Origin of the sequence: Pseudomonas sp. FP2196 (genome assembly GCF_030687715.1) — a bacterium.
In the GTDB taxonomy this organism is placed as follows: Bacteria; Pseudomonadota; Gammaproteobacteria; order Pseudomonadales; family Pseudomonadaceae; genus Aquipseudomonas.
On sequence record NZ_CP117445.1, the window covers coordinates 5022044 to 5041833 of the forward strand.

Here is a 19790-nt window from a genome sequence, read left to right on the forward strand (position 1 = left end):
CCCTTAAATCCACAACTTCTTGAAGTCACGTCCGCCGAAGATCAGGTTGACCATTGCGCGGGTCACCATGATGGCCGTGAACATCGAGGTAAAGATCCCGAGGGACATGGTCACTGCGAAGCCTTTGACCGGGCCGGTGCCCATGGCAAAGAGAATCCCGCCAACCAACAGAGTTGTCAGGTTGGCGTCGAGAATCGCGGTGAATGCCCGGCCGAAGCCTTCGTTGATTGCACGCTGCACGGTCATGCCGGCGGCGATCTCTTCACGGATCCGCGAGAAGATCAGTACGTTGGCATCGACCGCCATACCCATGGTCAAGACGATACCGGCGATACCCGGCAGGGTCAGCGTTGCACCCAGCAGCGACATCAAGGCCAGCAGCAGCACCATGTTCACCGACAGCGCGACGGTGGCGATGACGCCGAAGAAGCGGTAGATGGCGATGATGAACAGCGACACGAACAGCATGCCCCACAGCGATGCATCAATACCTTTGGTGATGTTGTCAGCACCCAGGCTCGGGCCGATTGTGCGCTCTTCAGCGAAGTACATCGGCGCCGCCAGACCACCGGCACGCAACAGCAGCGCCAGCTCGGACGATTCGCCCTGACCGTTCAGGCCAGTGATGCGGAACTGAGCACCCAGCGGCGACTGAATGGTCGCCAGGCTGATGATCTTCTTCTCTTCCTTGAACGTCTGCACCGCGACGTCTTTCTCGACACCATTAACCATTTGCTTGGTGTAAGTGGTGATCGGACGCTGTTCGATGAAGATCACTGCCATGCTGCGACCGACGTTCGAACGTGTCGCGCGGCTCATCAGCTCGCCACCGTGACCATCCAGACGGATGTTCACTTCAGGCGTGCCGTGCTCACCGAAACCGGCCTTGGCGTCAGTCACCTGGTCACCGGTGATGATCAGGCCACGCTCGATCTGCGCAGGAGGACGGTTGCCCTCACGGAATTCAAAGCTCTCGGAAGTGGCTTTCGAAGCACCCGGCTCTGCGGCCAGACGGAACTCAAGGTTGGCCGTCTTGCCCAGAATACGCTTGGCTTCGGCAGTGTCCTGTACGCCCGGCAGCTCAACCACGATGCGGTTGGCGCCCTGACGCTGAACGATCGGTTCGGCAACACCCAGCTCGTTGACGCGGTTACGTACCGTGGTCAAGTTCTGCTTGATGGAGTATTCACGGATTTCCGCCAGCTTGGCCGGGGTCATCGCCAGACGCAGCACCGGTTGACCGTTGAGGTCGGCCGGAACAATGTCGAAATCGTTGAAGTTCTTGCGGATCAGTGCACGGGCCTGTTCGCGGGAATCTTCATCGCTGAAGCCCAACTGAATGGCACCGCCCAGTTGCGGCAGACTGCGATAGCGCAGCTTCTCTTTACGCAGCAGGCTCTTGACGTCGCCTTCGTAGACTTTCAGGCGTGCATCGAGGGCTTTATCCATGTCCACTTCCAGCAGGAAGTGCACACCACCGGACAAGTCCAGGCCCAGCTTCATAGGGTGCGCACCCAGATTGCGCAGCCATTGCGGGGTGGTCTGTGCCAGGTTCAGCGCGACGACGTAGTCATCACCCAATGCCTTGCGCACAACGTCTTTTGCCGGCAACTGGTCTTCAGCCTTGACCAGACGGATCAGGCCGCCCTTGCCGTTGTCCGCCAGCGTGGCAGCCTTGACGTTGATCCCGGACTCTTTCAGCGCGGTGCTTACGCGATCCAGATCGGCCTGATTGACCTGCAGTGCCGTGCTGGCGCCGCTGATCTGAATGGCCGGGTCATCGGGGTATAGATTGGGAGCGGAATAAATCAGACCGATCGCCAGCACCGCCAGGATCAGAATGTATTTCCACAGAGGGTATTTGTTCAGCATCACGCCGCCCGTTATGAACGCGGGGCGCCTTGCGCGCCCCGTCGATTGAGTAGAAGTTGGAACCTTAGATCGCTTTCAGCGTGCCTTTTGGCAGCGTGGCGGCGATGGCGCCTTTCTGGAACTTCATTTCCACGGTGTCGGAAACTTCCAGAACCACGAAGTCATCGGCCACTTTGGTGATCTTGCCGGCGATGCCGCCAGTGGTGACCACTTCGTCGCCCTTTTGCAGGCTGCTCAGCAGGTTCTTCTGCTCTTTGGCGCGCTTGGCCTGTGGACGCCAGATCATCAGGTAGAAGATGACCAGGAAGCCGACCAGGAAAATCCACTCGAAACCGCCACCCATTGGGCCGGCAGCAGCCGGTGCAGCGGCGTCAGCCATGGCATTAGAGATAAAAAAGCTCATTTAGCACTCCAGTTGCAAATGTTGAATCTTGGGGTCAGAAAACTCAGTCCAAAGGCGGAACGGGGAGCCCGCGTTTGGCGTAGAAGGCATCGACAAAGGCGGCCAATGTACCCTGTTGAATAGCCTCGCGCAAACCAGCCATCAGCACCTGATAATGGCGCAAGTTATGGATGGTATTGAGCATGCTTCCCAGCATTTCGCCGCACTTGTCCAGGTGATGCAGATAAGCGCGGGAGAAGTTCTGGCAGGTATAGCAATCGCAGGTCGGATCCAGCGGCGAATCATCATGGCGATGGAACGCGTTACGGATCTTCAGCACGCCTGTATCAATGAACAGATGCCCATTGCGGGCATTACGGGTTGGCATCACGCAATCGAACATGTCCACACCGCGGCGCACACCCTCAACCAGATCTTCCGGTTTGCCAACGCCCATAAGGTAACGAGGTTTGTCAGCCGGCATCATGCCCGGCAAATAATCCAGCACCTTGATCATTTCGTGCTTCGGTTCGCCCACCGACAGACCGCCGATGGCCAGACCGTCGAAGCCGATCTTGTCCAGACCTTCCAGCGAGCGCATGCGCAGATCCTGGTGCATACCGCCCTGAACGATACCGAACAGCGCCGCGGTGTTTTCACCGTGGGCGTTTTTCGAACGCTGAGCCCAGCGCAACGACAGCTCCATCGACACACGGGCGACGTCTTCGTCAGCCGGGTACGGCGTGCATTCGTCGAAAATCATCACGATGTCGGAACCCAGATCGCGCTGAACCTGCATCGACTCTTCCGGGCCCATGAACACTTTCGAGCCGTCGACCGGAGAGGCGAAGGTCACGCCTTCTTCCTTGATCTTGCGCATCGCGCCCAGGCTGAACACCTGGAAGCCACCGGAGTCAGTCAGGATCGGGCCTTTCCACTGCATGAAATCGTGCAAGTCGCCGTGCGCCTTGATCACCTCGGTGCCAGGGCGCAGCCACAGGTGGAAGGTGTTGCCCAGAATGATTTCCGCGCCAGTGGCGACGATGTCACGCGGCAACATGCCCTTGACCGTGCCGTAAGTACCGACCGGCATGAAAGCCGGGGTTTCGACGGTGCCACGCGGGAAGGTCAAACGACCACGACGGGCCTTGCCATCGGTGGCCAGGAGCTCAAAGGACATGCGACATTCGCGACTCATTCTGTTTCCTCTGGGCCTGTTTGTTTAGGGGCAGTAGGTGCGGGATTACGGGTGATGAACATGGCATCACCGTAGCTGAAAAAGCGGTAACCGTTGTCGACGGCGGCCTTGTAGGCGGCCATGGTTTCGGGATAACCGGCGAATGCCGAAACCAGCATCAACAGCGTGGATTCCGGCAAATGGAAATTGGTGACCAGGGCATCGACCACATGGAACGGCCGGCCCGGATAGATAAAGATGTCGGTATCGCCACTGAACGGCTTGAGCACGCCATCACGCGCGGCGCTTTCCAGCGAACGCACGCTGGTGGTGCCAACGGCAATCACTCGACCGCCGCGCGCACGGCACGCTGCAACTGCATCGACCACGTCCTGGCCGACTTCCAGCCACTCAGTGTGCATGTGGTGATCTTCAAGCTTCTCTACGCGCACCGGCTGAAAAGTACCCGCGCCCACGTGCAGCGTGACGAAAGTGGTCTCGACGCCCTTGGCGGCAATCGCCTCCATCAGCGACTGATCGAAATGCAGCCCCGCCGTCGGCGCCGCTACCGCGCCCAGGCGCTCGGCGTACACGGTCTGATAACGCTCGCGATCCGAGCCCTCATCCGGGCGGTCTATATAAGGAGGCAGCGGCATGTGCCCGACGCGATCAAGCAGCGGCAACACTTCTTCAGCGAAGCACAGCTCGAACAACGCGTCGTGACGCGCAAGCATCTCGGCTTCGCCACCGCCGTCGATGAGAATCTTCGAACCCGGCTTCGGCGACTTGCTGGAGCGCACATGGGCCAGCACGCAATGCGTATCGAGCACCCGCTCGATGAGGATTTCCAGCTTGCCGCCGGACGCTTTCTGCCCGAACAGCCGCGCCGGAATCACCCGGGTATTGTTGAACACCATCAAATCGCCCGGGCGCAAATGCTCAAGCAAATCAGTGAATTGACGGTGTGCGAGGGCGCCGCTGACCCCATCCAGGGTCAACAGGCGACTGCCGCGACGCTCGGCCAAAGGGTGGCGAGCGATCAGCGAATCAGGGAGTTCGAAGGTAAAGTCAGCAACGCGCATGATGGGGTTCGTCTAGCAGGGCCGGAAAGTCTAGCGGAAATATCGAAAATTGACCATGAAACGTGATTGACCAACGGTAATCTCATCTCTATACTTCGCCGCCATTGAGCCCTGATGGCGGAATTGGTAGACGCGGCGGATTCAAAATCCGTTTTCGAAAGGAGTGGGAGTTCGAGTCTCCCTCGGGGCACCAAAATTAAGAAAGGTCTTGCTTAGCAAGGCCTTTTTTTTCGTCTGCAATAAAGCCCCTCGCTTGCGTAGGAGCTGTCGCAGGCTGCGATCTTTTGATCCTCCGCTTCTTGGCCATCGGAACCCCAAGGAACCAAACCATGGAAACGTCACTGGAAACAGTCGCCCTTTTCTCCCTCAAACTCGCTTACGAGGAAGAAGGCCTGAGCCCGATTTTGCGGGACGACATGGTCATGGGTGATTATCAGAAAGACGTGTTTGAATTGCTGGTGCGGCGCGGGGATGTCGAGACCATTCAGTTCAAAGTGAATGAATGCCTGGGGCTGGCGATGGACGCCTTGGGCGGAGTCGACAAACCCTTGGGACGCGAACTGCACAAGTTGAAGACTGAACTCGGGGAGGCTCAATCGCTGGAGCAGCTTGACGCGCCGCTCCTCGCGCTGAAGGGCTATCTGAAAGACATACTGTGACGACTTCTTCCAACTGAACAACAGCACTGAGGCAGAGATGCGACTTTCTACCCTCTATGAGAGCAGGCTAACTTTTTTTTCCATGACTAAAACCTGCTGCATCAGTGGGAACTCAAAACTGCGCAACCCCGGACTTTGCTTCCTCAAATCATCAATCATTTGAGCAAGGGTCCTCTGGCGACTGTCTTTAGCGATTACTTCATTTAATCCAACAATTGAAAAGTTCTTCGTGGGTATTCCCGGTAGCCTTCTAATAAAATCCAGAGAGCTTAGCAATCGACCGCGAGGTACGCCTTTCCAAGACATACAAAGCAGATGAATCGCATCCGACAACTCTTTATTAAGAGGCGCCATGGATGCCTTGCCATTTACCCCGCTTTTGACTTGTTGTGAGCCACCACTCCCACTCCCGCCCCCCTGATGACTTAGCGGATTAAACAGCGGCAGATACTCCTGTTCTGTCATATCCAACAATTGTTCTGCGCAGTCATATCCGACCACAAAGTTTTCAACTTCCTTGGTAGCCTTGGAGGTAGCCTCGAAATGGTAATAACGATCCGAAACTTTCCCACAGCAGCCTTCAAGAGCATCTTGCCCCTCAATCATTTTTATGTGGAACAGTGGGCGGATATCATATTCAGCCACGATCTTCCTTTTGCGTTCCTCACCTCGGCAGCTTCCAATACTCATACCACCTCCATAAAAACTCTTCAAAAAAGCACTACAGCCGTTACAACAGATGCTTGGAAATGTACTTCGAAATCTCTACCATCGACGTCTTCCCGGTGAACTCAAACTTCACCTTCCCCAACGACGAAAAGTAAATCTCCAGCTCCGAGTCCAGATCAAAGGTCCCCGACGTTTCCACGGAGTACGCGACGATGTTCTTGTACGGCAGCGAGGTGAAATCCTTCTTGCTGCCGGTGATGCCCTGGACGTTGACGGCGATGATGCGTTTGTTGGTGAACACCACGCCGTCGCGCATGGCCTTGTAGGAGTCGATCACTTCTTCCCCGTCCAGCAACAGGGCGGTGACGCGTTCGGCGTATTCATTGTTCTGCTTGAGTTTGAAGAAGCCTTTGTTGTTGAAGTCGATCATCTGTTTATCCTCTGGTTGAAGAAAAAGCCCTGCAGATTAATTGCGCACCTTTACGACTCGAATGTCGATGGGAAACCCACCTGGCCCTTCCAGCTTCTTCCATCCCACGTACTGAAATACCGCGTCTTCATCGATGGTCTCGCCTCGCTCCACCATTTCTCCGCCCAGCACCGCAACTTCCTTATAGACGGCGCAACTGCCCTCATCGGGATGGGCGGTGTAGATCACATAGGGTTTGACGTATCGCACGGCGCGGAAATGTCGGCCGCATCCCCGATCGACCGTGATCATCAACGTCTTCAGATACGCTTCGCCGTCCGTTTCCGATTCCTCGGCGAGTTCGTGGAGCTTGCCAATTGCGCCGACGTCGCTAAAGCCTAGATCGAGGGCGCGCTTGTATTCCGGTGACTTCTCGTGCTCGGCCTGAGCCTTGAAGTATTGCTGTTGAAGCTCCGCGACCAGGACCTCCTCTTCCTTGTTCCGGATCACGAACGCTTGAGCAATGACGTTTTCGCAACGGGCATATTCGGGAGAGGCAAGGCTTTCCTGGGCGAGGTGATCGCGATGGACGTAAACAGTGCGATTCAAGCTGTCGACGCGGCCCATCGCTTGCCTGGTAGTCATGACCCCGTTTTGAACGTTGTTCACGACTTGCTGAAAACTCTGACAATCGGAGAGGTATTCCTTCCAGGCAACCTCCGGGGTTTCATCCCAGCCGGCAAGTGCCGGGGTCATTACGGTAGAGAGGAGGAAAGCGCTGAGCAGGCGCGGGACAGAAGAAACGGTAGGCATGTGTAGTCCGTTACGCAGTTGAAGAAAGTGGCGCAAAGCTACTAGTTTGATATCTTGCCGTCCACTCTCGGAGAAGGCCTGTCAACCGCCTCCGTTATCGCGCACTCGGGAATAAACCAATGGATGCTTTGTTGTGCTTGCTAGTGATGGTCGGAACCTGGTTTTGGGTGGTGAAGCAACGGGGTGAGTGGAACTTGCTACTTGGCAACCTTGCTGGCGCTGGAAGTAGCGTAGTAACCGGCATTGTGTTCACGCTGATTTACGACGCAGTCATTGGAACGTCGATGGCGACACCGAATCTGGATCGCAGCTTGGTAGTGTTCACCACAAGCGCGGGCGTTCTGGCGGGGGTATGGTTGTGGATTGCCAATCGCCGTCAACCCGAACATCCGATTGCACGTCAGTTGCTGGGCGCGGTGTGTGGGTTTGCCGCCGGCATGGCGACCCTGCTGTTTCTTGCTGTGAATTATTTTCCCAACATGTGAACTGAGGCGTAATTGTTTTGCTATCTTGCCGCCCGCAAAGGCGGATCTACTTAGTGAGCTGACACGAATTAAAGAAAGGAAATGGATGGAATGGAAACATCGTTGATCGTGATGTTTTTGCTGGTCTGGGCAGGGATGTGGGTCTGGGTCTTCAAGAATCGTGGAAACTGGCCGGTATTCTTTGGCCACTTCGCCGGCCTGATTGCCGGGATTATCGTGGCAGCCGTGGTGTTCGTTATCGTCAAAGGACTTCTGCCCGAAAAGTCCCCCCCCGCGACATCCAGCGGCACTCAGCCGCAAATCGCGAACGAAAGCCAGCTCAGATCCTTTGTCCCACGCACTCCGGTCAGTCGTGCATCCGCTCCGACGTCGCCGTTGCTGCCAACCGACAGCCCGCGCTATCCACGGCTCTCTACACCGCTGCTTTCCGCCAGTCTCGATCCACAGTGGAGAAGCCAATACGCGCAATGGCGAGCCAGCGCGGACATGGTCAACGGGGTCAACGGAAGCCTGGCGGGGCTGATCTGTCGGTCAGCGGCAAAATCCACGCTGCGCATTCCGGACTCCGCCTCCTTCGACGAGACTGAGGACGCTCGATTCGACACTTACAAATCCCAGACCTACCTCGTCACGAGCAGGATTAGTGGCGAAAACATGGAGGGCAGTATGGTCAGTCTCGGCTATGACTGCGCCGTGAAGTTCGTCTCCGGCAACGGGATCAAGGATGACCAATGGCGTCTGCTGGAGTTGACCATGCAAGGAAAATCAGGTCCTGCGAGTTCTGCCAACACGTCGTCCGGGGAAGCATTGCCCGAGTATGTCGCCGCTGCGCCTGCTGCTACGCCAGAACCGCTCAAGTCTGGCCTGGTGGAAAACTATCTCAATGAAATACCGACAACCCGTTCTGAACTGGCGGCGGTTCAAGGGATGACTGCGCAACAGACTCTGGCTCATGCGCAGTTGCGAAAAGGGCTCATTGGCGGGCCGGACGCCAACAAAAGACTGATCGCGTTCCAGATGTGCGAGCCGTTTTTACGCAGCGTTCTGCGTCAGCCGGAACTGGCCTTGTTTGCCGACGACAAGGCTCTCTCGACTCAGCGTTACAAAGAGCAGATCTATACCAGCACAAGTCTGATGAAGATCCAGGACGCTGCGAAAAATTATCTGACCTATCGTTACGAATGCACCCTGCAGGCTTTGCCAACCATGAACGAAGGTTTTGACGACTGGAAGTTGCTGGATCTGCGCTTCGAACTGACCGGTAGCTGATCAGCTCGATGAGCAAGAAGCGCGACGCTTCTATTTTGTTATCTTGCTGCCCATTATTGCAGCGGGCTCGAAGCGTGCTGCCTTGAGCGTTTTTGCAGGTTTAAGGAAAGGATCAAATGGAGTTTTTGCGTTTTCTGGCGTTTGTCGCGGCCTGGGGTTTCATGTGGCGCTGGGTGGTCAAGAACCGTGGCAGCTGGAATATTTTCTACGGCAACATTGTTGGCGCTGCGGGTGGTTTCATTGTTGCGATGGTGGTGCTGTCGATCACTTTATCGCTGCTTCCTTCGTCGCATGACTACGAGACGGCGCAGGCTGAAAACACGCAGGTCGCCGAACCGACCTCCCTATTGCCTGAGGCCGAGTCAGTCACGCCCGCTGCCGAGCTGAAGGATGCGCCGGCTTTTGCTGCCATCGAGCCGGACGACAAGCCCTCTCCCGCCGACTCCGCATTGCTGCCGAACTACGCCGGCCGGGCGCCGAAATCAATCGGGCTACAGACCGTGCTGGATCAAAGCGACTATCAGGGTCGTATGGCCCTGGCAGCGCTGAACAAGAAATTGCGCGGCGACGCACAGGCCGACAAGTCGATGATCGCGTATGTCATGTGCAGCCCGTTCGTGACCAGCACGTTGCGCTTTCCCAACTCGGCGCGCTTTGCTGACAGCAAAGGCCTCGTCAGCCATCGCTTCAAGGATCAGATCTACACCTTCAGCAACATCGTCACCGCGCGCAACATGAACGGCGACGATGTGAAATACCGTTTCGATTGCTCCGTGCAGGAGCAGCCGAGAGTTGATGCGATACCTGCAGAATGGCGCCTGCTGGGCCTTAAGCTGCAAAAAGCGGACTCTTAAGTCTCGTTTAAGCGTTCAAGGCGCCGGCTGCGCTATCATCGCCGGCCTGTGCGCCTTGAGCTTTGTCCTTGATGTCTCCAACACCCGATGACCTGACCCCGCTGCCTCCTGTCTTGGCCGGCCCGCTGTTGCGACGGTTGGAACCGACGCGGCTGGTGCTGTGGCTGATCGGTACGCGTCCACTGTCGCTGACCTTGCGCTTGCAGGGTGTAGGAAACATTCCTCTCGATACCGAGAAATGCGCAGTCATTTCCGTGGGCACTCGAGCCTTCATTCATCTCATCGATGTCAGCCTCGAAAACGCCCTGCCCCTCAACGAATTTATCGACTACGACCTGCTGATCGATGGCCAGGAAGGTATCGCCGATTGGGCGCCACATCTGATGTATGGCGGCGCTACGTGTCCAAACTTCGTCGTGCGCTCGCGGATCGATCAGTTGCTTCACGGTTCCTGCCGCAAGCCGCATCACCCGGCAGCGGACGGTTTGCTCTGTGTCGATCAACTGTTGGCCGCCGAAACCGATCCGCAGCAACGCCCGGCCCTGTTGATGATGAGCGGTGATCAGGTCTACGCCGATGACGTTGCCGGGCCGACGCTGCGGGCGATTCATGCCTTGATCAGGCGCCTCGGCCTGTTCGACGAACACCTCGAAGGTGCCGTGGTCAGCGACAGCGCCAAGCTTTACGAACACCCGGCCAGCTACTACCACCGTGCGGATTTGTTACCGGCGCTAGAGAGCAACGAGACTCTGCGTGAGCGATTTTTCGGCGGCGCGCGTAAGCCGATTTTCACCAGCAGCAGCGCCGACAATCATCTGGTGACTTTCGCTGAAGTCATGGCGATGTATCTGCTGGTGTGGTCGCCGGTCGCGTGGACACTGATCAACCCGACAGCGCCAACGCTCACGCCCGAACGGCTCAAGCGCTATACCCTCGAACAAACTCGTATCGACGCCTTCAAGGCTGGCCTGGGCAACGTCGCCCGAGCACTGGCGCATCTGCCGAGCCTGATGATTTTCGACGACCACGACATCACCGATGACTGGAATCTGTCCGCGCAATGGGAGGAAACGGCCTACGGCCACCCGTTCTCCAAACGCATTATCGGCAACGCATTGATCGCTTATATGTTGTGTCAGGGCTGGGGCAACAACCCGGATGCCTTCAAGGATGTGCTGGAGAAAACCCGAGGTCTGATTGCCAGTGGCGATGATCACTACCTCGACAGTCCGGTACAGGACGATCTGATTGATGACCTGCTGCGCTTCCAGAACTGGCATTTCGTGCTGCCGACCAGTCCCGCGCTGGTAGTCCTTGACACGCGTACTCGACGCTGGCGCAGCGAGTTGGCGCTGAAGCAACCGTCGGGGCTGCTCGACTGGGAAGCCTTGAGCGAGTTGCAGCAGGACCTGCTTGATCACCCGTCAGCAATCATCGTTTCGCCCGCGCCGATCTTTGGCGTGAAGCTGATTGAAACCGTGCAGAAGATTTTCAGTTGGTTCGGTTATCCACTGCTGGTCGATGCGGAGAACTGGATGGCCCATCGGGGCGCCGCGCAGGTGATCCTGAACATTTTCCGACATACACGTACGCCAGGTAACTACGTGGTGCTGTCCGGCGATGTGCATTATTCCTTCGTCTACGAAGTGCTGATCCGACACCGCAAGGCCGGTCCGCGCATCTGGCAGATCACCAGCAGCGGCATCAAGAACGAGTTTCCGCCGGCGCTGCTGGAGTGGTTCGACCGGCTCAACCGCTGGCTCTACTCTCCGCGTTCACCCCTGAACTGGCTGACCAAACGCCGGCGCATGCGCATCGTGCCGTATACGCCGGAACACGCCGAAGCAGGTGAGCGACTGTGGAACTCGGCGGGGGTTGGGCAGGTGTTTTTCAATGAGCAGGGGCAGCCGCGCGAGATCATTCAGCACAATTCGAATGGAGCGGCGAAGACGCGGATGCTGGCGCCGGATTTGTCGGATTATCCTGATTAGCGCGACGCACTTTTCCCCTGCGGGAGCGAGCCTGCTCGCGATTGCGATTGACCCTTCAAAATGAATGTCGTCTGACGCTACGCTATCGCGAGCAGGCTCGCTCCCACAGGGGTTATCGAGTAGCCATTAGTGCGCAGTGACTGCCCGCCCGACACCTCTGACAATCATCCCCACCTCACGCTCATCAATCGTCAACGGCGGCAGCAGCCGTATGGTCTTGCCGCGCGTGACATTGATCAGCAACCCATGATCCCGGGCAGCGATCAGTGTCAGATCCCGAATCGGCTGCTTCAATTCGACGCCGATCATCAATCCCTGCCCGCGAATCGCCAGCACATTCGGGTTATCCGCAAGCTCTGCGCGTAACCGGGCCAGCAAGCGCTCACCCTGCACTCGCGCGTTCTCCAGCAAGCCTTGTTCTTCAATGATATCCAGCACTGTGCAGCCGACCCGGCAAGCCAGTGGATTGCCGCCAAACGTGCTGCCATGGCTGCCGGGGGTGAACAGATCTGCCGCCCTGCCCCGGGCCAGACAAGCGCCGATGGGCACGCCGTTGCCGAGTCCTTTGGCGAGCGTCATCACGTCCGGGACGATGCCTTCATGCTGAAACGCAAACCACCGGCCAGTACGCCCGATGCCAGTTTGAATTTCATCGAGCATCAGCAGCCAGGCATGGCGATTACAAAGTTCACGCAGGGCTTTGAGGTAATTGGGCGGCGCCAGTTGCACGCCGCTTTCACCTTGAATTGGCTCGACCAGAATCGCCACGATCCGCTCACCGTGCTTGCGCTGAACCTTCTCCAGTGCTGCGAGATCACCGAACGGCACTTTGACGAAATCCCCCGGCAGCTCATTAAAGCCCAGACGCACCGCCGGCCCATCGCTGGCGGACAAGGTGCCGAGTGTGCGGCCGTGGAAAGCGTTGGCCATCACCACGACAAGGGGCTGCTCAATACCCTTGCGCCACCCGTACAGCCGCGCCAGTTTCAGCGCCGTCTCGTTGGCCTCGGCACCGGAGTTATTGAAGAACGCCCGCTCCATCCCCGACAACGCAGTCAGCCGCTTTGCCAGTTGTAGCTGCCAGTCAATGCTGTACAGATTGGAGGTATGCAGCAGCAATCCGGCCTGCTCGCTAATCGCCGAAACAATCCGCGGATGCGAGTGGCCAACGTTGGTTACCGCGACCCCGGCAACCGCATCCAGATACTCGCGCCCGGCCTGATCCCAAAGTCGGGTGCCCAGGCCTTTGGTGAAACTCAGGGCCAGCGGTTGGTAGGTGTTCATCAGGGCGGCGGTCATGACTTCAAACTCCAGTGAAGGTCGGTGTGTTTGCAGTATGGTTAGCCACTCAAACTGGATAAACTCGGTAAAACTTCAATCATTTATAAGCTGAGCTTGATAATGGATTTGTTCCAGTCGATGAGCGTTTACGTCAAGGTGGTCGAAGCCGGGAGCATGACGGCAGCCGCGTTGCAGTGCGATATGTCGACCACGATGGTAGGCAATCACCTGCGAGCCCTGGAGCAACGGCTCGGCGTGCAACTGCTGCAACGCACCACTCGGCGGCAGCGGCTTACCGAGTTCGGCAGCGTTTATTACCAGCGCTGTCTGGATGTATTGGGGCTGGTGGCGGACTCCGAACGACTTGCCGAACAGACCCTTGATGAGCCGCGTGGCATCCTGCGCATTACCGCTCCCCTGACCTTCGGCGTTGAACGCATGGCTCCGGCGCTCAGTGAGTTTTCCCTGCAATGGCCGCAGGTCAAACTCGACGTGGTGTTGACCAACAGCCGCCCGGACCTGATGGAAAACGGCCTCGATGTCGCCTTCCGGCTGGGAAACTTTGAGCAGTCCAACCTGATTGCGCGGCCATTGATCGACTACACCCTGACGGTCTGCGCATCGCCGGAATATGTGGCACGACGCGGCATGCCCCTCACACCGCAAGACCTGCAACAGCATGACTGCCTGTCCTTCGCCTACCCTACCGGCGATGATTGGCAATCAGTGGAAAAGCGCTGGCGCCTCAGTGGTCCGGACGGAGAAATCATGGTCGACGTCAGCGGCCCGATGCTGATCAACAGCTCCGCCGGTTTGCATCAGGCCGCACGCACCGGCATGGGCATCGTGATGCTGCCTGACGCGCTGGTGGAACAGGATCTGCGCGACGGCAAACTGGTCACGGTCATTCCCGATTACCAACCGCCCAGCCGCCCATTGCACCTGCTCTACGCCCCGGATCGCTACCGACTGCCGAAGCTGCGGCGCTTTGTCGAGTTCGCGATGAAAGCATGGGGCAGATCCTGACGAAGGACACCCGGAACCCGACTCAACGCAACGCTGACAAAGGACTCGACAGCCAATGAACAAGGCACTCACCGTACGCGACCTGCAGCCCGCCGAAGTGGAATCGGTCAGGCTCTTTCCAGGCCTGCATGGCTGGGGACATCGCACAGGCGCCGCCGAATATTTTGCCCATTTGAACCAGAACTCTCAGTGCACCGCGCGCTTGAAACAGGGCATGCGCTGATCACAGGGAAAAAACCTCGACCACCGACCCGTTGCTCCGTGACAACGCCACCCCACTCCCCTAAATTAGTCGACCTGAAAGAGCCCCCGTGCTTGCTCATCTCCACTCAAGTTAAAAAGTAGTGAAATTTCAATGTCCGATTTCAACACCGCTGAATCCGTAGTCACCGAATCGTCCAAAGCGGAATACGAAAACTCCATCAATCTTTCACAACACCTGCCACAAGCCAAAATAATCAGCGAGATGGTGCTGGACGCTTTTCAGTCGACCCGCGAAAGCGACCAGATCCGCGAACTGCGCACCGCGATCCGTCAGGCACACGACCGCTTCGACGACGACAAGGCTTACGAACTGATGGGTGAACTAAAGGCCCTGAAGGACGCCGAAGCTGCGGACATTGCCGCACTTGAAGACCTGAGCAGCAAGTTCTCGATCGGCCGAATCCTGTCCAGCTTCAAGGACGATCCGGCGTTCCAGGAAATCGTCTACGGTCTGGCGCTCAAAGTGCTGAACCAGACGCATCAGGCGATCAGCAACCCGAGCGGCGGCAAGAGCAAAGCGGCACGGGCGAAGAAAGAAGTCGAAATCTTCACCATCAGCAAGGACGGCAGCAGTGTGACCCTGCCACTGCGCACGCCACGTTCGCGCCTGAGCGTTGACCGTGAAGCGCTGGAGTTCCTCGGTTTCACCTTCGTCGGTGAAGGCGAAGAAGCGGAACTGGAAAGCGAAGTCTTCGTCGACAACGCCGGCACCGAGCAGGCCGTCAACCGCAAGAACATCATCACCGCCCTGCAACAGCAGACCGCGTTCGATGGCTACAGCATCGCCGCGCAGTAATACGGCAACGCTGACAGAAAAGCCCCGCTCTGAGATTCAGGCGGGGCTTTTTGTTGTCCAACGTGCGGTTTATGCGTCGGCGTGCAACGCCGCGATCATGTCGACTTCGATCGCCGCGTTCTTCGGCAACTGATAGACACCGATCGTGGTGCGCGTGTGCCGCCCGGCATCGCCGAGCACATGACTGAACACATCCGATGCGCCGTTGGCCACCTCGCTCAGGTCAACAAAGTCAGGGGTGGACTTCACGTACACCGTGACCCGCAACAACGCCCGGATCTTGTCCAGCGACCCCACCGCATCGACGATCAACGCCAGACAGCGCATCGCACTGATGCTGGCGGCGGCCTGCGCGTCCTTGAGGGTCAACTCCAGGCCAACCCGACCGGGGTACTGAATCTTGCCGTGCGTGCGCGGCACCATGCCGCTGATGTAGAGCTCATCGTGATGACGGATCAGCGGTGCGTAATTGCCGCCGGCGGTGTTCTCGCCGTAGATGTCGTAGTTGAGCTCTTGTGCCAGGGCAATGAAGCGTTCGTCGCAGGTCATCCTCTCAGTCATTTCGCCCAGCCTTTTGATTGATGCGTGAATAACAGTCGAGCACCTGTGGAATGGCGTGGCGCTATCACCGTTATGGCTGGATCCAAATCTAGGGGGTTTACCGGAAGTCTGCAACCGGCAACCCAGCAAATTCAGTGACGTTGCGATTCGCGAGCAGTCTCGCTCCCACATGTGATCTGCGTCGATCACATATTCCCTGTGGGAGCGAGCCTGCTCGCGAATGGCCGCACATCAAATCAGCATAATCCGCGCAACAAAAAACCCCGCACATCTCTCAATGTGCGGGGTTTTTCTTCAAGCCTTTGAGCCTTACGGCGCGTACGTCAGCAGCAACTCGCTCGGCACCTTGAAGTCCAGGGACATCATGACGCTCAACGCAGTGATGGTGAAGATCGAGAACACGAACAGCTTGCGTGCCCAGACCGTGTCATCCACTGCCTTGTAGCCGGTCCAGGCCATGTACAACCAGTACATGCCCATGGCCGCGGCGACGGCGAGGTAGCTCATGCCGGCGTAGCCGCTGAAGGTCAGCATCAAGGTCGCCACGAGGAACGCCAGGATGTAGAGCAGGATGTGCTTCTTGGCCACTTGAATCCCGCGCTTCACTGGCAACACCGGAATCGATGCGGCCAGGTAATCGTTGAAGCGAAAGATCGCGATGGCGTAGGAATGCGGCATCTGCCACAGGCTGAACATCACCAGCAGGACCAGCGCGGCCATGTCGAAGCTGTTGGTTACGGCGACGTAACCGATCACTGGCGGCATGGCGCCCGACAGACTGCCCACCAGCGTGCCGTGAACCGACTTGCGCTTGAGGTACAGGCTGTAGAAGCCGACGTAGATCACGAAGCCGATTACGGCGAACAGGGCGGCCAACGGGTTGGCCACCTTGTACAACAATGCAACGCCGAGAACACCAAGGATGGTCGCGTAGACCAGGGCCAGTTTCAGGGAGATCAAGCCCTGAACCAACACCCGGTTTTTAGTGCGTTCCATCTTCAGGTCGATGTCGCGGTCGATGCAGTTGTTGAACACGCAACCGGAGGCTACAACCAGGGAGGTGCCGATCATGGCTGCCAGAAACACGGCCAAATCGACATGCCCTTTCGAGGCCAGGAAGAACCCGCCTGCCACAGAAAGCACGTTACCGAAAATGATCCCCGGTTTGGTGATTTGGATAAAGTGCTTGAGCGACATCGGGTCTACCTCACTTCGCCATCATGTACGTGTGGATGCTGAACATGATCCACAGCGACAGGCCAACCAGCAGCACGATCACGATTGCCGTGAAGACAAACGCGATCACGTTGTTACGCTGAGCGATGGAACGGTCCAGGTGCAGGAAGTAATACAGGTGAACAATCACCTGGATCACTGCGAACAGCAGAACGATTGCCAGCGTCGTCGCCTTCGGCAGGCTCGGGTACATCACCAGGCCGAACGGGATGACGGTCAGGATCACCGACAGGATGAAGCCAATGGCGTACGACTTTACGCTGCCGTGGCCAGCATCATGGCTGTCATGGGAGTGTGCATTAGCCATTACAGAGTCCCCATCAGGTAAACAACGGTGAATACGCAGATCCACACCACGTCCAGGAAGTGCCAGAACAGGCTCAGGCAGCTCAGACGGGTCTTGTTGGTCGCCGTCAGGCCATGCTTGTTGACCTGGTACATCATGATGCCCATCCAGATCAGACCCGCGGATACGTGCAGACCGTGGGTACCGACCAGGGTGAAGAACGCGGACAGGAAGCCCGAACGGCTAGGACCGAAGCCCTCGGAGATCAGCAGGTGGAACTCGTTGATCTCCATGGCGATAAAGCCGGCGCCGAGCAGGAAGGTCATGAACAGCCAACCCAGAACCTGCTGCTTTTTACCTTTGAACAACGCCAGCATGGCGAAGCCGTAGGTGATCGAACTGAACAACAGCAGAGCGGTTTCGCCCAGCACGTATGGCAGTTCGAAGATGTCGTGGCCCGACGGGCCACCGGCAACGTTGTTTACCAGTACTGCGTACACCGCGAAGATCGACGCAAACAGAATGCAGTCGGTCATCAGGTAGAGCCAGAAACCGTATACGGTCATCTCGCCCGAGTCGTGGTGATGGTCATCGTGCCCATGGTCACCATGGGCGTGTCCGGCATTGGTCACTAAATTCGACATGGTTTAAGCCTGTTCCAACGAGGTTTCAACACGGGTGGCACCGGCCGGGATTTTCCCTGCCGCAACCAGACGCTTGTGCTGCTCGGCTTCGATGCGCTCGATCGTTTCAACCGGAACCATATAGCCCTGGTCGTCACGTGCAGCGTGGATCACGAAGTAGACGACAGTGCCTACCAGGCTCGCGATTGCCAGCCACCAGATGTGCCAGATCATCGCGAAACCGAAGACGGTCAACAGCGCGCCCATCACTACGCCAGTGGCGGTGTTGTTCGGCATGTGGATCGGCTCGTACTTGGCCGGACGCTGGTACGCAGTACCGTTTTCCTTGGCTTCGGTGAACGGGTCGATGCAGTCAGCCTTAGGCAGCACAGCGAAGTTGTAGAACGGAGGTGGCGACGAGGTCGACCATTCCAGGGTGTGCGCATTCCACGGGTCACCGTGATCGCAAACGTTCTCTGGCTTGTTGCGGTCACGCACCGACACGTACAGCTGGATCAGCTGGCAAGCGATACCGACAGCGATCATCACCGCACCGAACATGGCAACGTACAGGTACGGTACCCACTCAGGGTTGGTGGTGGCGTTCAGACGACGGGTCATGCCCATGAAGCCCAGTGCATAGAGCGGCATGAACGCGACGAAGAAGCCGGAGATCCAGAACCAGAACGCTGCTTTACCCCAGCCTTCGTGCAGCTTGAAGCCGAACGCTTTCGGGAAGTAGAACGCGAAACCTGCGATGTAACCGAATACCGCACCGCCGATGATCACGTTGTGGAAGTGCGCGATCACGAACAGGCTGTTGTGCAGAACGAAGTCAGCACCCGGAATGGCCAGCAGTACGCCGGTCATGCCGCCGATGGCGAAGGTCACCATGAAGCCCAGGGTCCACAGAACCTGGCTGGTGAAGCGCAGACGGCCCTGGTAGATGGTGAACAGCCAGTTGAATAGCTTCACACCCGTCGGGATGGAAATCAGCATCGTCGCCAGACCGAAGAAGGCGTTGACGCTTGCACCCGAACCCATGGTGAAGAAGTGGTGCAGCCAAACCATGAAGCCCAGTACCGAGATCGCGCCCGAAGCGTAGATCATCGAGTGGTGGCCGAACAGTTTCTTGCCGGTGAACGCCGAGATCACTTCCGAGAAGATGCCGAATGCCGGCAGGATCAGGATGTATACCTCAGGGTGGCCCCAGGCCCAGAACAGGTTGACGTACATCATTGGATTGCCACCAAGTTCATTGGTGAAAATGTGGAAATCCATGTAACGGTCAAGGGTCAGCAGTGCCAGGGTAGCGGTCAGGATCGGGAACGAAGCCACGATCAGGACGTTAGCCCAGGTGCAGGTCCAGGTGAAGATCGGCATGTCCATCAGCTTCATGCCAGGGGTACGCATTTTCAGCACGGTGGCCAGGAAGTTGACCCCCGTCAGCGTCGTACCTAACCCGGATAGCTGTAGCGCCCAGATGTAGTAATCCATCCCCACGCCAGGACTGTATTGCAGGCCCGACAGCGGCGGATAGGCAACCCAACCGGTCTTGGCGAATTCGCCGACGCCCAGGGACAGGTTGATCAGCACAACGCCGGACACCAGCAGCCAGAAGCTCAGGGAGTTCAGGAACGGGAAGGCAACGTCACGCGCGCCGATCTGCAGCGGCACTGCAAGGTTCATCAGGCCGGTGAAGAATGGCATCGCCATGAAGATGATCATGATCACACCGTGAGCGGTGAAGATCTGGTCATAGTGTTCAGGCGGCAGGTAGCCAGGCGAACCCTCGGTGGCCATGGCCAACTGGGTACGCATCATGATGGCGTCGGCAAAACCGCGCAGCAACATGACCATGGCGACGATGATGTACATCACGCCGATTTTCTTGTGGTCGACCGACGTCAGCCACTCGGTCCACAAGTAAGTCCACTTCTTGAAGTAAGTGATTGCAGCGAACAGCGCCAGACCACCGAGGGCGATCATGGCGATGGTCACCATCACGATCGGCTCGTGGAATGGGACTGCTTCCCAACTTAATTTACCAAACAT

General features: G+C 57.6%; 21 protein-coding genes and 1 tRNA gene. 9 read left to right on the plus strand and 13 right to left on the minus strand.

All coding sequences use genetic code 11. The features are described from left to right. Positions 1 to 3: 3 nt before the first annotated feature. From secD to queA, 4 genes are all read right to left on the minus strand, one after another. Positions 4 to 1872: a protein translocase subunit SecD gene (gene secD / locus PSH79_RS22405; RefSeq protein ID WP_305439670.1), complete on the minus strand. Its 1869-nt coding sequence runs from the start codon at positions 1870 to 1872 to the stop codon at positions 4 to 6. 64 nt (positions 1873 to 1936) lie between these two features. Then, entirely contained in the window at positions 1937 to 2275 is a 339-nt protein-coding gene (gene yajC, locus PSH79_RS22410; protein ID WP_007916913.1) for a preprotein translocase subunit YajC, read from the minus strand. A 43-nt stretch (positions 2276 to 2318) separates the two neighbouring features. Next, positions 2319 to 3434, minus strand: a complete 1116-nt coding sequence (tgt, locus tag PSH79_RS22415) for a tRNA guanosine(34) transglycosylase Tgt (protein WP_170947342.1) — start codon at positions 3432 to 3434, stop codon at positions 2319 to 2321. Between the two features lie 14 nt (positions 3435 to 3448). Continuing rightward, positions 3449 to 4513 (minus strand): tRNA preQ1(34) S-adenosylmethionine ribosyltransferase-isomerase QueA, encoded by a 1065-nt coding sequence (gene queA, locus PSH79_RS22420; protein WP_305439672.1) that lies wholly within the window; start codon positions 4511 to 4513, stop codon positions 3449 to 3451. Between the two features lie 108 nt (positions 4514 to 4621). On the opposite strand from queA, the gene PSH79_RS22425 reads away from it, so the two are divergent. Together PSH79_RS22425 and PSH79_RS22430 are read left to right on the plus strand one after the other, a co-directional pair. Beyond that, a tRNA-Leu gene (locus PSH79_RS22425) sits at positions 4622 to 4706 on the plus strand. Between the two features lie 136 nt (positions 4707 to 4842). Beyond that, complete coding sequence (locus tag PSH79_RS22430) at positions 4843 to 5172, plus strand: hypothetical protein (protein WP_305439673.1); 330 nt, start codon at positions 4843 to 4845, stop codon at positions 5170 to 5172. Between the two features lie 54 nt (positions 5173 to 5226). On the opposite strand, the gene PSH79_RS22435 is transcribed toward PSH79_RS22430, so the two are convergent. The 3 genes from PSH79_RS22435 to PSH79_RS22445 are packed head-to-tail and all read right to left on the minus strand — an operon-like array spanning position 5227 to position 7063. Then, positions 5227 to 5862, minus strand: a complete 636-nt coding sequence (locus tag PSH79_RS22435) for a hypothetical protein (RefSeq protein WP_305439674.1) — start codon at positions 5860 to 5862, stop codon at positions 5227 to 5229. A 40-nt stretch (positions 5863 to 5902) separates the two neighbouring features. After that, entirely contained in the window at positions 5903 to 6271 is a 369-nt protein-coding gene (locus PSH79_RS22440; protein ID WP_187677962.1) for a PH domain-containing protein, read from the minus strand. Positions 6272 to 6307: 36 nt separating this feature from the next. Next, positions 6308 to 7063, minus strand: a complete 756-nt coding sequence (locus PSH79_RS22445; protein WP_305439676.1) for a hypothetical protein — start codon at positions 7061 to 7063, stop codon at positions 6308 to 6310. Positions 7064 to 7182: 119 nt separating this feature from the next. On the opposite strand from PSH79_RS22445, the gene PSH79_RS22450 reads away from it, so the two are divergent. The 4 genes from PSH79_RS22450 to PSH79_RS22465 all read left to right on the plus strand — a co-directional run bounded on the left by PSH79_RS22450 (position 7183) and on the right by PSH79_RS22465 (position 11662). Next, positions 7183 to 7548: a hypothetical protein gene (locus tag PSH79_RS22450; protein WP_305439677.1), complete on the plus strand. Its 366-nt coding sequence runs from the start codon at positions 7183 to 7185 to the stop codon at positions 7546 to 7548. 90 nt (positions 7549 to 7638) lie between these two features. Continuing rightward, on the plus strand, positions 7639 to 8817 hold the full coding sequence (locus tag PSH79_RS22455) for a hypothetical protein (protein ID WP_305439679.1): 1179 nt from the start codon (positions 7639 to 7641) through the stop codon (positions 8815 to 8817). Between the two features lie 116 nt (positions 8818 to 8933). Further along, positions 8934 to 9671 carry a hypothetical protein gene (locus PSH79_RS22460; protein ID WP_305439680.1) on the plus strand — a complete coding sequence of 246 codons (738 nt, stop codon included), beginning with the start codon at positions 8934 to 8936 and terminating at the stop codon, positions 9669 to 9671. Between the two features lie 71 nt (positions 9672 to 9742). Next, on the plus strand, positions 9743 to 11662 hold the full coding sequence (locus PSH79_RS22465) for an alkaline phosphatase D family protein (RefSeq protein WP_305439681.1): 1920 nt from the start codon (positions 9743 to 9745) through the stop codon (positions 11660 to 11662). 126 nt (positions 11663 to 11788) lie between these two features. On the opposite strand, the gene PSH79_RS22470 is transcribed toward PSH79_RS22465, so the two are convergent. After that, positions 11789 to 12961 (minus strand): aspartate aminotransferase family protein, encoded by a 1173-nt coding sequence (locus PSH79_RS22470; protein ID WP_305439682.1) that lies wholly within the window; start codon positions 12959 to 12961, stop codon positions 11789 to 11791. A gap of 102 nt (positions 12962 to 13063) precedes the next feature. Between PSH79_RS22470 and PSH79_RS22475 the strand changes: the two genes are divergently transcribed. The 3 genes from PSH79_RS22475 (at position 13064) to PSH79_RS22485 (ending at position 15029) form a co-directional block, all read left to right on the plus strand. Then, positions 13064 to 13969, plus strand: coding sequence for a LysR family transcriptional regulator (locus PSH79_RS22475; protein ID WP_305439683.1), 906 nt, complete (start codon positions 13064 to 13066; stop codon positions 13967 to 13969). Between the two features lie 55 nt (positions 13970 to 14024). After that, positions 14025 to 14192, plus strand: coding sequence for a hypothetical protein (locus PSH79_RS22480; RefSeq protein WP_370872554.1), 168 nt, complete (start codon positions 14025 to 14027; stop codon positions 14190 to 14192). Between the two features lie 132 nt (positions 14193 to 14324). Next, a complete protein-coding gene (locus PSH79_RS22485) occupies positions 14325 to 15029 on the plus strand; it encodes a hypothetical protein (protein ID WP_305439684.1) in 705 nt (234 codons plus the stop codon). Positions 15030 to 15098: 69 nt separating this feature from the next. Here the strand turns inward: PSH79_RS22485 and PSH79_RS22490 are convergent, their stop codons facing one another. From PSH79_RS22490 to cyoB, 5 genes are all read right to left on the minus strand, one after another. Beyond that, entirely contained in the window at positions 15099 to 15590 is a 492-nt protein-coding gene (locus tag PSH79_RS22490; protein WP_305439685.1) for a RidA family protein, read from the minus strand. Between the two features lie 309 nt (positions 15591 to 15899). Continuing rightward, positions 15900 to 16787: a heme o synthase gene (cyoE, locus tag PSH79_RS22495; protein ID WP_187677974.1), complete on the minus strand. Its 888-nt coding sequence runs from the start codon at positions 16785 to 16787 to the stop codon at positions 15900 to 15902. A gap of 10 nt (positions 16788 to 16797) precedes the next feature. Continuing rightward, positions 16798 to 17133 (minus strand): cytochrome o ubiquinol oxidase subunit IV, encoded by a 336-nt coding sequence (gene cyoD, locus PSH79_RS22500; RefSeq protein ID WP_007916940.1) that lies wholly within the window; start codon positions 17131 to 17133, stop codon positions 16798 to 16800. Next, positions 17133 to 17756 carry a cytochrome o ubiquinol oxidase subunit III gene (gene cyoC, locus PSH79_RS22505; protein ID WP_305439687.1) on the minus strand — a complete coding sequence of 208 codons (624 nt, stop codon included), beginning with the start codon at positions 17754 to 17756 and terminating at the stop codon, positions 17133 to 17135. The genes cyoD and cyoC overlap by 1 nt, the downstream gene beginning before the upstream one ends. A gap of 3 nt (positions 17757 to 17759) precedes the next feature. Continuing rightward, a complete protein-coding gene (cyoB, locus tag PSH79_RS22510) occupies positions 17760 to 19790 on the minus strand; it encodes a cytochrome o ubiquinol oxidase subunit I (protein WP_042560959.1) in 2031 nt (676 codons plus the stop codon).